This window comes from Acinetobacter sp. ANC 4862 (assembly GCF_004336635.1).
In the GTDB taxonomy this organism is placed as follows: Bacteria; Pseudomonadota; Gammaproteobacteria; order Pseudomonadales; family Moraxellaceae; genus Acinetobacter.
The window spans coordinates 1-14,255 of sequence record NZ_SJXH01000053.1; the positions used below are offsets into that span (position 1 = coordinate 1).

The following is a 14,255-nucleotide window of genomic DNA, read 5'->3' on the forward strand; positions in this document are numbered from 1 at the left end:
GTTTAATTAACTGATGAAATACGGTATTCTGATGTGACAAAACCTGAATCCTGGTCGTTAAAGTGTTTGTTTGCACTCATATTTTAACTGTTCGGACTCAGGTTTTTTTATTTAAATCAAACTATGGGACAGCAGTGAGGTCAAGGTTTCTTTTAAACTCATTACACCCATTGCCTGACCATCTATCAATACAATCACGGTATATTTGTTTTCTTTCAGTCAGATGTTTAGAAAGTAATGGTTTATGTCCCCACAAGCTAACAATTAGTTCATCGTTGGAACTAATTGAAGATACCGACCAATTGGGATTTTTAAGTTCGGCATTAAACTTTTTGAATTCATCTACAATTCCCACAAAATAATCCTTATTCAAATTAATTTTCTCGAAGATATTATTGATAATTGTTAATTACAATGGATTTGTTGCATAAAAATTTAAGAAAAAATAAAGTGAGATTTATTGAAATTCAACCTTAAAATGTAAATAACCATTTTAAATAATTCAGCTTTTTTATTTTCAACAAAGCCCCTATGAATGATAGAAAAAAATGATCATTCATTTAAAAAACCATATAGTTAAACATCCATATATTTATTATTTTTCAACTATTTAGAACAACACCATCATTTCATCTGTTTTCTTTTCATTCAAGATATCTACTATGGCATAGCTTGTTTAGCCCCTCAATTTCACCGTTAATACACTTAAATGTGAATTGATTGAATGGACATTCGCTATGAGCAACAAAACAAATTACACCACTGAAGTGGCAATCTTGGGCGCAGGTCCTGTTGGTTTAACAATTGCGAACTATTTAAGCAAACAAGGCGTTCAAGTCACTATTATCGAGCAGCTGGATAGTTTGATTGACTACCCGCGTGCCATTGGTATTGATGATGAATCTTTACGTACCATTCAATCACTCGGTTTAGTCGATCAGGTCTTGCCGCATACCACACCGAATCATGCGATGCGTTTCTTGACCCCTAAAGGTCGCTGTTTCGCAGATATTCAGCCACTTACCCGTGAATTTGGTTTCTCACGTCGTAATGCATTTATTCAACCTCAAGTAGACAATGTGTTACTGCAAGGTTTAAAACAATACGATAAAACTGAAGTGCTTTTTTCACGTCAGCTCAATGAGTTTAGCCAGGATGCCAATGGCGTAACGCTTAAGATTCAAGATAAAAACCAGAAAGAAGAAACCGTTCAAGCAAAATATTTAATTGCCTGTGATGGTGGTAACTCAATTGTACGTCGTACTTTGAATATTGGTTTTGAGGGTAAAACAGCACCAAACCAATGGATCGTCATCGACATTGAAAATGATCCATTAGCGACTCCACATATTTACTTATGCTGTGACCCAGTACGTCCTTATGTGTCTGCTGCGCTTCCGCATGGTATCCGTCGTTTCGAATTCATGGTGATGCCAGGTGAAACTCAGGAAGAACTCAGCAAACCAGAAAATATCGCAAAATTGCTGTCTAAAGTTTTACCGAATGCTGAAAATATTGAAGTGATTCGTCAACGTGTCTATACACACAATGCACGTATTGCCGATAAATTCCGTGTCGACCGCATTTTACTTGCCGGTGATGCAGCGCACATCATGCCGGTATGGCAAGGTCAAGGTTATAACAGCGGTATGCGTGATGCCTTTAACCTGGCTTGGAAAGTTGCGCTAGTGGTACAAGGCAAAGCAACTGCAGATTTATTGGATTCTTACCAGATTGAACGTAAAGACCATGCCAAGGCGATGATTGATCTTTCTGTAATGGCCGGTCACGTGCTTGCTCCACCGAAAAAATGGCAAGGTTTTGTTCGTGACGGTATTGCGTACGCATTGAATTACATCAAGCCGATTAAACAGTATTTGCTTGAAATGCGTTTCAAACCGATGCCGAAATATAACGATGGTGCATTGCTAGCAGATGGTAAAAAGGAATCTCCTGTCGGTAAAATGTTCATTCAGCCGCATGTGAAACTTGAGTCTGGTGAAAAGGTTTTACTGGATGATGTGATCGGTAACGACTTCGCGATTCTTGCCTGGGGCGTGGATCCACAATGGGGACTCAGTGCGACTACCATGCAAGTCTGGAAAAAATTAGGCGTTAAATTTATTCAGATCATTCCTGAAGTTCAGTTTGGCAATGAAAATCGCAAGAAATTTGATGGCGTGATTACCCTTGGCGATATTGGTACAGATATCCGTACCTGGTTTGGTAAAACGTCTGAATCGGTTGTTATTTTACGTCCTGACCGTTTTGTCGCAGCGCTTGCAATTCCACAAACTCTGGATCATGTCAGCCAGCAGTTGTTTAAAAAGCTGCATGTAAAATAATGCAGATATAAAAATATATTCACTGAATCATATTCAGAGGCCTGACCACGCGAAAGCGTGGTCTTTTTTATTTCCATTTCTATTAAGTAATTAAATTAGATCCTGTTTATAGATCAAATAATTTCAATATTAGATTTTTTTCATAAATCATTTTCAATGACTACAAGTTATTCATCATGCCAAAATAAAAATAGATTTTAGTAGGTATTGGATTCATGAGTGTGGCATGGATGCCACACGTTTCCCATCACGACAAGGAAGTCGTGTATGGGAAACAAAAGGTTTTTCTTGCGGACTCAAAATATATTTTGAGTCCTCATTTTGACCTTTCAAAAGTAGAAAGATTGCCTACGCGAAGGCAAAAAAATTAAATCAATCAAATGAGGCCGTGCTGATTTTAAAAAATCTAATATTGAATAGTTTTGATTTATGAAAGAAGTCAATTAATCATTGATTTTCTGCAACCATGGTACACCTTTCATGGAATCACGCTGGGCCAGAAGCTGAATAAACGGCTTGAACTCATCCAGATACGGCAATATTTTCAGATAGATGGCAAAAATCACCCAATAACCCAGAAATAAATCTGCTGCTGAAATTTTCTCACCCAGCAAATACGGATTTGCTTCTTGCATACCCTTTTTTAGAAATGCCAATACGCTCTCTTCATGACCAAAAGTCAGGCTCCGTTTTCTTTGTTCAATTTGCTCGTCCGGTATGTTAAGCCCTTTTAAATCCATAAATTCAGTCAAAGGACCATGAGCAAAGAACATCCATTTCAGATAGGCACCACGCTTGGGGTCATCCAGAGGGGGCGCTAAACCTTTTTCACTATATTTGTCGGCCAGATAGGTAAATATGGCCGCGACTTCGGAAATCATGACCCCTTGATCGATCAGGCAAGGTACTTTCCCCATGGGATTAATCTTTAAATATTCAGCCTGATGCATATTTTCATAGGGCACGTTTATTTCTTCAATCTGGTCTTCTATACCCAACTCTTTTACTAAAAGCATCACCGTCATACCACGGGACTGGGTATTGTTATACAGCTTCATCATTTTTATTCGACCTATCTTGTTGTTTTAGATTTTAAGTATAAATCGTTTTAGATGATGTGTTGATGATTGTGATGTGAGGCATGACGTTGCCTCCGATGCTTCTACTTTATAAAAAGCATCGGTTCATCATGACAATTCTTTAAAAGAAGCCCATATAAAACTGTTCTTTCAAGATTTTTAAAATCAGTTCAATCACTTCATTTTTTTGACCTTTACGGTAACTTACGTACAGGTCAATCATCGGTAAAGGCTCAATGGTATTTTTCACCACAATTTTGTCGCCCAACAATGGAATGACATAAGTAGGCACCAAGCTCCAGCCCACGCCCATTCCGACTAAATTGACATTCAATAAAATATTGGTCGATTGCTGCACCACATTGACATTCAATTTGGATTGCTTAAAGAAGTCGGTAATAATTTTATGTAATTGCGGTGAAGCAATTTCATCACTGATAATAAAATCTTGGTTGTTAAAACTCTTAATACTGACGTGACGCTGCTCGGCAATCGCGGAATCTTTAGGCACAATTAAAGCCAAAGGCTCACTAAAAATTTGTACATGCTCAAGTTCACTGGACTCATCAATATAGCGAGTAAAAGCGATATCAATATCACCTTTTTTTAAGGCCTTGAACTGATTTGCATCGGTCATACTGTGAAAGTTAATTTTAATGTCTGGAAAATGCACCCGAATATTCGGCATGATATAAGGGAAAATTTTCATTTCAGCCACAGGCACAAACCCAATATTCAGTTGGTCTTTGTTTAAGTTGGCAACCTGACGTGCATCCTGAATGGCTTTTTCAGCATGCTCCAAACTTAACAGTGCCTCTTTTAAAAATGCTTTACCTTCTTCCGTCAGTTCAACTTTTCGATTCGATCGAACCAATAGCTGAACTCCAACTTCCTGTTCAAGGTCTTTAATCTGCTGGCTTAAAGAGGGCTGTACCGTACACATACGTTGTGCAGCCTTGGTAAAATTCAGCTCTTCTGCCACTGCAACAAAATAGCGTAAATGACGTAATTCCACGGCCGTACCTCTTTATTTGGGGTGTTTAAGTGATGCTGAAACGGTATATTTATAGACACATAAAGTTGCCACAGTAATGACCGCACAGAATAGATAAGTCATTTGATAACCATAATAGGCAATGATCAGACCCAGAATCACTGAACCCAGGGCCATCCCTAAATCAAATAATGTAAAGAAGGTCGAAATCGCATGTCCCATTCGCTGCTTAGGCACAGACTGAATCGCCAAAGTTTGAAAGCATGGAAATAATGAACCATAGCCAATCCCAATAAATATAGCAGATAGCCAGAGAATCCATTGGTTTGAGATAAAACTCACCACCACCAAGCCTAAAGCAAAGAAAATAAACGAAGGATAAATGACGGCGCTGGCACCTTTACGATCATAAATTTTCCCAACCCAGGGCCGTACCACAATCATGGAAATTGCAAATACAATAAAAAATAAACTGGTATAGGCCAGTAAATCCTTAGATTCACTATAAGCAGTAATAAAGCTCATAATGCTGGAATAGGCAAATGCAGCCAGTAATGCTACAAAACCAATCGGAACTGCACGCATTTCAATAATGTCATGAAAACCTAAAGGTTTTTCTTCTACTTTATTGGTTAATTTGTCGAGTTTATTTTCTTGTACAGGAACCATTAAACAGAAAATAAAGCCCAGACAAATCACGGCGGTCAATATTGCAAACAAGCTGATAAAGTCTGTAAATTGCAGCACGGTTAAGGCAATCAATGGTCCAAATACCACGGCAAGGTTGGTCGACATCACGAAATAACCCATCCCCTCACCCTTACGATGATCCGGAATGAAATCATTGGCAATCGGCACGGTCACCGTGGTCAATATGCTAAACCAAATACCGTGGATAAAACGAATCACCAATAAAGCCCACATACTATCGGCAAATAAATAGCTAAAAGCAAAAAGAACAAATAAAAACTCTGAACCTCGAAAGGATATTTTTTTTCCGAGTTTTTCAACAATCAATCCGGAAAATGGACGAACTGCAATTGAAGACAGCAGAAATAAAGTCAGTGCCAAACCTGCTTCTTTGACCGTTCCCCCTAAATTTTTCATGATATAGATGGGTAAAACGGTCAGTAGCGCATAATAATAAGTAAATAAAAACAGGTTATTGAACAGACACAATATGAAAGAGCGATTCCATAAGCGCTCGGTATTCGTGGTAGTCATAACGATCAACTTTCTGTGTAGCCCTAGCTACTTTTGAACAAGCGCGGGTTGCGTGAGTAGATGTACCAAATTTTGAATGTAGGTTGCATCAGGCATACGATTGAAGAAAATAATTTGATAATGAATCGGCCCATAAAGCGCATCCAGCATCAGCTCAAAAGGATAATCCGCAATAATTTCATGACGCTCAATTGCAATTTGAATCAGCTTACGGGTTTGCTCACGGCGCGGTAATAAATACTGTTCAAAGAATTCACCCGCAGCTTCACGATGCTCAGCCATCACCACCAGTAAGGCGCGTCCAACCGGATGATTCAATGCATGCGATAACTTTAAAAGTTGCTGATTCAAATTAAATTGCAGACTTTGCTGAAAATCCAATTCAAATACTGAAGCGGTTTGTTCTTTGAAGGCATCAAAGACCAAATCAGACTTATGCTTCCACCAGCGATAAATCGTGGATTTTCCAACCCCTGCCCGTGCCGCAATATCTTCTACAGTTAAATGACTGTAGTCATATTCTTCTAATGCTGCGATCACAGCTTTCAAAATACATTGCTTACGGCGTGAAGTTTTCTCTACCTCTACTTCAGTCATAGCACCACCCAAAACGAAACGATACGTATCGTTTTCATATTATGCCGATTTAGGGCTGTTGTATAGACCAGAATCACATTTTCATATTAAAAAAAAAGACCGCTTCAAAGCGGTCTTTTTTCATTCAATGCTGATTAGCATTGTGAAGTTTTTTTATAAATACTGCATGATGGATGATGACTTTCTTGTAGACGTGCCACTTTGCGATGTTCAGCCGCTTCAAAACGGCAGCGCTTCCAATCATTATCTAAATTTAGAGCTGGAATTTGTTGTGGCTTGCCATTTTCATCCACAGCCACCATGGTGAAATAACAACTATTGGTATGACGTACTGTACGCTTTTGAATGTTCTGCGCTTCTACACGAATCCCGATTTCCATAGAAGTACGCCCAACATGGTTCACGCTGGCAAGGAAAGTGACTAATTCACCGACATGAATCGGTTCTTTAAAATTGACTTTATCGACCGACAAAGTGACCACATAGCTACCTGAATAACGGCTGGCACATGCGTATGCGACCTGATCCAACAATTTTAAAATTGTTCCACCGTGAACATTACCTGAAAAATTTGCCATATCTGGAGTCATTAAAACCGACATAGTTAATTCAGACTGGTCATCTAATGCTGGAGCAATTTGATCTAATGGGGACATCGCGTTCTCTAGTCTCTTGGATAGACAATAGTATTTAGTCATTATTATATCGTTTTTCGACGAAATAGAATGTCCAAATCGGCAATAAAATCATCATTATTATTTATAGTGATTTCACCATCATTCAAAAAAATATATATCAATCTATTTAACACACTGTATTTGCTATCTTTTTAATTTATCGCAGTTTTTATAGAATAAATACTCAAAAACCTGATTACAAAAAATACATCAACATTCATTTAAAAGCATTCCATCTTAAAATAAAAATGTTGTCAATCTGATGAAAACTCAATGCAAATCCATTTGCAGATATTCTTTTAAGTATTTAATTGCTTAAAATAAAATACAGCTTATTAAATAAAATTAAGAAGCTATTTTACGTAACATCTCTTTGGAAATATTGCCGTAACTGAGCACATTTTGCTGATCAAGCTGTGTTTCAATACTTAATGTACCGTCCGCATTTTCTGCAATCACAGTAAAAACAAGATGTTCCATAGTGGCCATTTTGACTTTATGCCCGATGCTAATTTTTTCTATATTCATACTGCTGTTATTCATTTAACGATCCTTACAGAAATATGTTTTCATATCGATTTTAATGAAATGAAGTTTATTGACTTTTCACCCAGCGGTAAACTTAAATCATTGAACAAAAATACATTAATATAAAAATAATATAATATAAAACCTTTAACCACTTAATGGATTTTATTTAGCAATATCAATTGATTAATTTATCTTTACAATAGAATGAGTCTTCATTGGATTGTTTTTTAATCAAAATCCAACTCCATATGACACTATTGCAAGCAGGAACAAGACTTAATTAGATAAAAACATGGATGCCTTGTTCTTGGCTCACTCATTATTTCAGTTTATTTACAGCTTCAATCATGCGCACTCAATTGCTGAATTTTATTCAATGGTGAATAATGCTTTTGATTGAATACTGTTGAAATGGAATTTAATTGATTTCGTGCTGCTTCAGCACCCGCTCGCATGGTCATTTCACGACCTTTTACATCAAAAATATGTGCTTTTTCTCTTAAATCGGGCTGAATCACAATATCTGCATGTTTAAGTTCTTCTCTGGCCAAATGGTTCTGCATGATATTAATATTTTGGTTAAACAAGCCCCAAACATTGCTGGTTTCCGTATACACCGGTTGAGCCAAAATATCTACAGCAATAATAATATCTGCACCTAAATCGCGCGCGACATTCACAGGTACAGGGCTGACCAAACCACCATCTACATATTCATCTTGACCAATCTTAGTGGGCACAAACATACTTGGAATGGATACGGAAGCCCGTACTGCCTGACCAGTGTTTCCATAATTAAAGACCACTTTTTTGCCTTCTTTTAATTCTGTCGCCACTACATACATGGGCGTTTTAAGCAATTCCAACGGTGTATTATTCACTTGCTGATTAACGTAGTTTTCAACTTTTTTACCGTCAAAAAACCCTTTCATATCCAGTTTTACATCACGGACATCATTGGCTTTCATATTTAAAGCAATATCACGCAATTCAACCGCAGTTTTGCCGCTGGCATAAATTGATCCCACAATACTTCCTGCACTGGTACCCACAATAAAATCAGGATGAATGCCTTGTTGTTCCAATACTTGAATGACACCAATATGCGCATAGCCCCGCGCACCACCACTACCCAGTACCAAGGCTACAATCGGACGATTTTGCTGTTTTTTTAATTTTTTAAAATCAATGCGGTCAGCATGTACTTGGGCATCTACACTTGGGGATTCAGATAAGCCTGTAGAGCCAACAGTAAGCTTAGCGTGTGGAACACTTTGGCATCCCACTACACTCACTACCGCTAAAGCAATATAACCAAATTTGATATTTATCATGAACCACCCAAAGATTAATAAGCTTATCTTTTAAAAGTCGTACAGTTTAAGAACTATATGTTTTTCACATTGTAGTATTTCGTTAAACTGCCATCGAAAAATATTAGACTTTAAAAAATTAACCCTAGTGAAATTGCCAATGCCATCTCTTCATTATCGCACTATTTTCCTGACTTTTCTAAAATTAGGTTGCCTCGCATTTGGTGGTCCAGCGGCGCATCTGGTATTTTTTCATCACACTTTTGTGAAGCAGTTAAATTGGTTAGATGACCAGCAATACGCCCAACTGGTTGCTTTGGCACAAATTTTACCTGGCCCAACCAGCAGCCAAGTCGGCTTGGCGATTGGTTATGTGAAAAAAGGCTATTGGGGTGCCATACTCGCATGGCTGGGTTTCACTTTACCTTCCGCACTACTGATGACCCTAGTGGCACTATTAGGCAAACAATTTTTCCCACTGCTTTCTTCAGCGTTTTTTCATAGTATTCAATTGATTGTTTTGGCTGTGGTGGCCTGGGCTTTCTGGCAAATGCTACGCAGCTTTTGTAGCCAACTTTGGCAATATATTTTAATGCTCTGTTCCACCCTCTTTATTTATACGGTTTCGCTGCCGATAAATCAAATCATGGTGATTTTTATCGCGGCATTATTGGGGATATTCTTCGCACAAAAAATTACTCCCACAAAAGAAAATAAAGTGGGAACCTCTTCTTTAACAGACGCTATTTCTTCTACAAAAAAATCATATGCTTATCTTTGGTTAATACTTTTTATTCTGCCTTTTTTTATCTTTCCCGTTATCAACTGGCTACACAGCAGTATGTTCACTCAAAGTGTTGAAAGTTTTTATCGTACAGCTTCGCTGGTATTTGGTGGTGGCCATATCATTCTGCCTTTTTTACATCAGGATTTTGTTGCCACAGGTTTACTTTCAGCAGAAAAATTCGATTTAGGTTATGCCTTTGCCCAGCTGATGCCAGGTCCTTTATTTAGTTTTGCCAGCTATATTGGTGCGTTAACACCTTTAACTCCATTTCCTGTACTCAATGCATGTATCGCTACCTTGGCCATATTTACTCCTTCCTTTTTGCTGATTTTTGGAACCCTGCCTTATTGGTCATGGCTGATGAATCAAACTTATATTCGTCATGCGGTTATAGGGATTAATGCGGCTGTGGTGGGATTGCTGCTGTGTATAGTCATACAAATGGCGCAGCATTATATTGTACAGCTGACTGATCTTTTATTTGTTGCAGTGGTCATTGGATTACTTAAAACCAAACTTCCCGTCTGGTTGTGCCTAATTGGCAGCTTCCTAGGCTATCAACTTATTCTGACCTTTTTATAATATTGAGGGATAAAAAAGCCCTAGTCAGCTAGGGCTTTTTAGACATATATTCAGACTTATACAAAAAACTTAAGAATCAGCTGAATGACGGTCGCATTAATTAAATCGACAAAGAATGCCCCACACAATGGAACAATCAAGAAAGCTTTATGCGAAGGACCATACATATTGGTAATGGCCTGCATATTAGCTACGGCAGTAGGTGTTGCGCCCATACCAAAACCACAGTGCCCTGCAGAAAGTACGGCAGCATCATAGTTTTTACCCATAACGCGGAAAGTCACAAATGCCGCATAAAGTGCCATGGTTAAGGTTTGCGCACCCAGAATGACCACCAATGGGCCAGCCAAATCTGACAATTGCCATAACTTCAAAGAAAGTAAGGCCATAGCGAGATAAAGCGATAACGAGGCATTTCCGAACACATCAATGGCACGATCGAAAATTCCAACTTTAAATACCCCTTCCAGAACATTTCGCAGAATTACACCACCGGCCAAAGTCCATACAAAGGTCGGAAGCTCAAACCAGGTATCTTTACTAAAGCCGGTCATAAATTCAGCAAAGGCCAAACATGCTGCGAACATGCCCAAAGTGGTAATCGCATTATCAGCCGTAATTAAACGCACCTGATGCGGATATTCAAATTGAGTAAATTCAGTTGAATCGGTATCAGCATTGAGTGTTGAGTCCCGGGCTTCAATTTGCTGATTACTACGCGGCTGAGCAAGTTGATAACGGTTAATCAACATTTTGGCTAAAGGACCGCCAATGATGCCACCAATGATCAAACCAAAAGTTGCGCTGGCCATACCCAAGGCTAAAGCACCCTGAATACCGTGTTCAACTTCTAGAATTTCACCCCAGGCACCCGCTGTACCATGCCCACCAGTCAGGGTAATGGAACCAGCAATTAAGCCAATTAAAGGATCAATTCCCAATAAAGTTGCTAAACTAATCCCGACAAAGTCTTGTACGACAATAAATGAAGCCACACAAACCAGGAAAATTACCAGCCCCAAACCACCTTGTCTTAACTTGGCAAAGTTTGCACTTAAACCAATAGAGGCAAAGAAAATCAGCATAAAGCTAGTCTGTAGTTCACTACTTGTAGAGATGCTGAGACCCCAAATATTGTGCACAAATAGTGAAGCAATCGCCGCGACTAAGCCACCTGCCACGGGCTCGGGAATATTGTAGCGTCTTAAAAAATCAATTTTATTGACAAGAAACCGTCCTAATAAAAGAACGATTACCGCTGCAATGAGCGTATAAAAGGCATTAAAAGTAAATTCCATCATCATTGTCCATAAAATGGTTGGATTCTTTTTGTTCTATAGCCTTGTTATTTTCTTGAAACAAAAAAGCTCAAGAACCATTTGATAAAGATCAAATAAAATAAAAGCTGTACAACAAAAAGGAATAAAGAAAATTCATTTTTGATGAAACTACGGACAAGGAGATCATTTTTTCATATACATGAAAAATATCAAAAAAGACGATGCAAGTTATTATATTCCTGGAATTCAATGAAAGAACATTTCCTTAAATCCCTACTAACCCGCTTACTCATGAGAGATCGTCTCAATTAAAGCTTCTAGTCCATATCATGTTTATTTCTGCAGGATATGCAGAAATAAACATACATTTTTAGCAATGATAATGCTATCACGCCAGGCAATGTTCAAAAGAGCGTATATTATCCAGATTTGGTAATTAATGTCTCTATTTATTTACAATTTTGCCTATTACTAAAAATTAGGTTTTCACGTTTTAATTTTTTAAATAAATAACTTGTATAAATAACTATTCATATAGTCAAACTTTAAATAAAAAAAAGAGGCGATTTGTTCGCCTCTTTTTCAAATTTCTAGTATTTAATTAGAAATTGTATTTTGCCATCAAGCCTACACGATTATCTTTAAATGACTCGCCAGCAAATGTTTCACGCTTACCATTCACGTATTCAAGACCTAGGTCAATTGGTGCAGCTGGTGAATAGATAAAGTTAATCCATGCCTGTTGAACCTTTTCATTTGCTACAGTATTAAGTCGTGCGTAGTCAGTACCATCATCAGCAAAGAGTGCACCATACGCTAAAGTCGAACGTAATGTAGGTGAAATTTTATAGGTTGCACCCACTTGAACAGCATTAAATTCATTCTGCTCAATACTATTATTCACAGTATCAACTGCATAAGCTGAATTGCTGCCATATAAGTAATTACTGTTACCAACGACATGTGAAACATCAGCGGAAACTTTTAATGGCTCAGATACTTGATAATTTACACCTGCTGCAACACCCCAGCCCGTTTGATCATCATCAGCTGCTGTTGATTTATAATTTTCAACTAAAGCACGAGCTGATAACGAACCTTTACCATCTGCAAAACCTTGAGTTAACTTAGCAGTAAGCGTTGGTAAACGATATTTCACATCAGTTGCTGTACCGGCAATCTGGTCAACAGCAGCTGTAGTCGCCAAAGTTGCTAAGCTATTCCCTTCTTCAGCAGAGAAGAATAATTGAGTTGCTGGAGCAAGTTTAAGACCATAACGTACTTGAGGAATACGAGTCGTACCACCACCAATGTTCGTCGCAAAGTCAATCATTTCTGGTGCATGATTCGACAAGAAGTTCGAAGTCGTTTGACCAAATAACCAGTCGTTATAAGTCAAATAAGCATGACGAATACGGAAAGCTTCATTAGAGCCTGCAAAGTCAGTTTCAATTTTACCACCGACTTTCGCATCGCCAACGTTAGTACTAAAATCTAAACCAATACGAGTGGTTTTAGCCGTCGCACGCAACTTATCATTTACAGTAGATGAACCTGTCCCCACAGTACCGGCTTTAGCAGCATTACCAAAGTCATCATCAGCACCTTCAATGATGTAGTTCGCATCACCACGAACGAAACCATATAAGTTTACACTTGAACCCGCTTTAGTTTTAAAGCCGGTTAATGCTGATTCAGGTTTAGCTGCTGGTGCTGGAACAGGCTGCGCTTTAACTTGCTCAATTTGAGTTTGCTGCTGTTGTTGAACTTGATGTTGCTGTTGAATTAAAGATTTTAATGCTTCAACTTCTTGACGTAGTTCTTGAATTTGTTGTTGCTCAGCTTTACCTGCATGCGCTGTGCTTACCATTACAGCTGTGACTGCCAATGCTAAACTTTTAGCCATAAATTTACCGTTGAGTAAACGACTCATTCTAATCTCCTATTTAAATATTTCGCATCCGTGCATAAATGACCCTTAAAAACTCAACAAATCAATAAAAAATCATGATTCAAAATTTAAAAAAGCTTCAAAAATCATTGCATTTTCTGCTTATCAGTAAAGTGAAAAAAGCTTAAAATTTTATAAAAGTACAACATATGTAACCCATATGTAGCCATCAATCTACCAAGTTCTCTACTTGATTAAAATCAATTTTATTGAACAATGATTAAAAAATAATCTTAATTTCAGATTTATATTACAAAATTATGAATATATTCTTTAACTTAGCAAAAATTTACACAAAGTCTTACGTACAAATATTCGACTAATGTATATAGTCATAAGCGCTAAAAAACTCATTTCAAAAGGATTTTTTATGAATTTGGAACAAGTTCGTTATGTTGATGATGCCATTACTTCACGCCATTCAGTACGGGCTTTTTTGAATAAACCAGTTGATCTGCAAATCATTAAAGACATTTTAACTGTCGCAAGTCGAGCACCTTCAGGAACCAATACACAACCCTGGAAAGTCTATGTGGTGACTGGGAAAAAACGTGATGAAATGGTTCAGCGGGTATGTAAAGCACAAATTGAACTGTTTACCCAGCCAGAACTTGCTAGAGCCTGTCATCAATTAGCTTGAGAAAATCTAATCTGTCCTCATTATTTTTTCATGACTAAACGCTATGCATTAAGAGATGATCAGTGGGAACAGATTAAGGATCTGTTGCCCGGACGAGCGAGTACTGTTGGAGTAACTGCCAAAGACAACAGGCTATTTGTTGAAGCAGTATTGTATCGGTATCGTTCAGGTATTCCGTGGCGAGATTTACCAGAACGCTTTGGGGATTTTAGAGTCGTGCACACTCGCTTTAGCCGTTGGGCTAAAGCAGGCGTA

The 14,255-nt window shown here is 38.0% G+C and carries 12 protein-coding genes and 1 pseudogene; 4 read left to right on the forward strand and 9 right to left on the reverse strand.

From position 1 onward, the window contains the following. The first annotated feature begins 737 nt into the window (after positions 1–737). On the forward strand, positions 738–2,345 hold the full coding sequence (locus E0409_RS15555) for a bifunctional 3-(3-hydroxy-phenyl)propionate/3-hydroxycinnamic acid hydroxylase (protein WP_131292303.1): 1,608 nt from the start codon (positions 738–740) through the stop codon (positions 2,343–2,345). A gap of 443 nt (positions 2,346–2,788) precedes the next feature. On the opposite strand, the gene E0409_RS15560 is transcribed toward E0409_RS15555, so the two are convergent. The 7 genes from E0409_RS15560 to E0409_RS15590 all read right to left on the reverse strand — a co-directional run bounded on the left by E0409_RS15560 (position 2,789) and on the right by E0409_RS15590 (position 8,781). Then, complete coding sequence (locus E0409_RS15560) at positions 2,789–3,403, reverse strand: glutathione S-transferase family protein (protein ID WP_131292323.1); 615 nt, start codon at positions 3,401–3,403, stop codon at positions 2,789–2,791. Between the two features lie 142 nt (positions 3,404–3,545). Beyond that, the gene (locus E0409_RS15565; RefSeq protein ID WP_131292305.1) at positions 3,546–4,439 is read right to left on the reverse strand and encodes a LysR substrate-binding domain-containing protein; all 894 of its coding nucleotides are present in this window, start codon (positions 4,437–4,439) and stop codon (positions 3,546–3,548) included. 12 nt (positions 4,440–4,451) lie between these two features. Further along, positions 4,452–5,642, reverse strand: a complete 1,191-nt coding sequence (locus E0409_RS15570) for an MFS transporter (RefSeq protein ID WP_131292307.1) — start codon at positions 5,640–5,642, stop codon at positions 4,452–4,454. Positions 5,643–5,669: 27 nt separating this feature from the next. After that, positions 5,670–6,239, reverse strand: a complete 570-nt coding sequence (locus tag E0409_RS15575) for a TetR/AcrR family transcriptional regulator (protein WP_131292309.1) — start codon at positions 6,237–6,239, stop codon at positions 5,670–5,672. A gap of 134 nt (positions 6,240–6,373) precedes the next feature. Continuing rightward, the gene (locus tag E0409_RS15580) at positions 6,374–6,895 is read right to left on the reverse strand and encodes an acyl-CoA thioesterase (RefSeq protein ID WP_131292311.1); all 522 of its coding nucleotides are present in this window, start codon (positions 6,893–6,895) and stop codon (positions 6,374–6,376) included. A 366-nt stretch (positions 6,896–7,261) separates the two neighbouring features. Next, on the reverse strand, positions 7,262–7,459 hold the full coding sequence (locus tag E0409_RS15585) for a hypothetical protein (RefSeq protein WP_171458825.1): 198 nt from the start codon (positions 7,457–7,459) through the stop codon (positions 7,262–7,264). A 329-nt stretch (positions 7,460–7,788) separates the two neighbouring features. Beyond that, complete coding sequence (locus tag E0409_RS15590; protein WP_131292313.1) at positions 7,789–8,781, reverse strand: patatin-like phospholipase family protein; 993 nt, start codon at positions 8,779–8,781, stop codon at positions 7,789–7,791. Positions 8,782–8,920: 139 nt separating this feature from the next. On the opposite strand from E0409_RS15590, the gene chrA reads away from it, so the two are divergent. Next, positions 8,921–10,129, forward strand: coding sequence for a chromate efflux transporter (gene chrA / locus E0409_RS15595; protein ID WP_131292315.1), 1,209 nt, complete (start codon positions 8,921–8,923; stop codon positions 10,127–10,129). 56 nt (positions 10,130–10,185) lie between these two features. Here the strand turns inward: chrA and gltS are convergent, their stop codons facing one another. Next, positions 10,186–11,427, reverse strand: coding sequence for a sodium/glutamate symporter (gene gltS, locus E0409_RS15600; protein ID WP_131292317.1), 1,242 nt, complete (start codon positions 11,425–11,427; stop codon positions 10,186–10,188). A gap of 583 nt (positions 11,428–12,010) precedes the next feature. Further along, complete coding sequence (locus tag E0409_RS15605; protein ID WP_131292319.1) at positions 12,011–13,342, reverse strand: DcaP family trimeric outer membrane transporter; 1,332 nt, start codon at positions 13,340–13,342, stop codon at positions 12,011–12,013. A gap of 388 nt (positions 13,343–13,730) precedes the next feature. Between E0409_RS15605 and E0409_RS15610 the strand changes: the two are divergent. Continuing rightward, positions 13,731–13,976: pseudogene (locus tag E0409_RS15610) on the forward strand (nitroreductase family protein); the annotation flags it as partial. A 54-nt stretch (positions 13,977–14,030) separates the two neighbouring features. Next, a partial coding sequence (locus E0409_RS15615; RefSeq protein WP_131292321.1) for a transposase occupies positions 14,031–14,255 on the forward strand: 225 nt, incomplete at its 3' end.

Excerpts from the sequence above, each read along its gene's own strand:
- E0409_RS15555 (WP_131292303.1), top strand. The coding sequence starts at position 738 with ATGAGCAACAAAACAAATTACACCACTGAAGTGGCAATCTTGGGCGCA.
- E0409_RS15560 (WP_131292323.1), bottom strand. The coding sequence starts at position 3,403 with ATGAAGCTGTATAACAATACCCAGTCCCGTGGTATGACGGTGATGCTT.
- E0409_RS15570 (WP_131292307.1), bottom strand. The coding sequence starts at position 5,642 with ATGACTACCACGAATACCGAGCGCTTATGGAATCGCTCTTTCATATTG.
- E0409_RS15575 (WP_131292309.1), bottom strand. The coding sequence starts at position 6,239 with ATGACTGAAGTAGAGGTAGAGAAAACTTCACGCCGTAAGCAATGTATT.
- E0409_RS15580 (WP_131292311.1), bottom strand. The coding sequence starts at position 6,895 with ATGTCCCCATTAGATCAAATTGCTCCAGCATTAGATGACCAGTCTGAA.
- E0409_RS15585 (WP_171458825.1), bottom strand. The coding sequence starts at position 7,459 with ATGAATAACAGCAGTATGAATATAGAAAAAATTAGCATCGGGCATAAA.
- E0409_RS15590 (WP_131292313.1), bottom strand. The coding sequence starts at position 8,781 with ATGATAAATATCAAATTTGGTTATATTGCTTTAGCGGTAGTGAGTGTA.
- chrA (WP_131292315.1), top strand. The coding sequence starts at position 8,921 with ATGCCATCTCTTCATTATCGCACTATTTTCCTGACTTTTCTAAAATTA.
- gltS (WP_131292317.1), bottom strand. The coding sequence starts at position 11,427 with ATGGAATTTACTTTTAATGCCTTTTATACGCTCATTGCAGCGGTAATC.
- E0409_RS15605 (WP_131292319.1), bottom strand. The coding sequence starts at position 13,342 with ATGAGTCGTTTACTCAACGGTAAATTTATGGCTAAAAGTTTAGCATTG.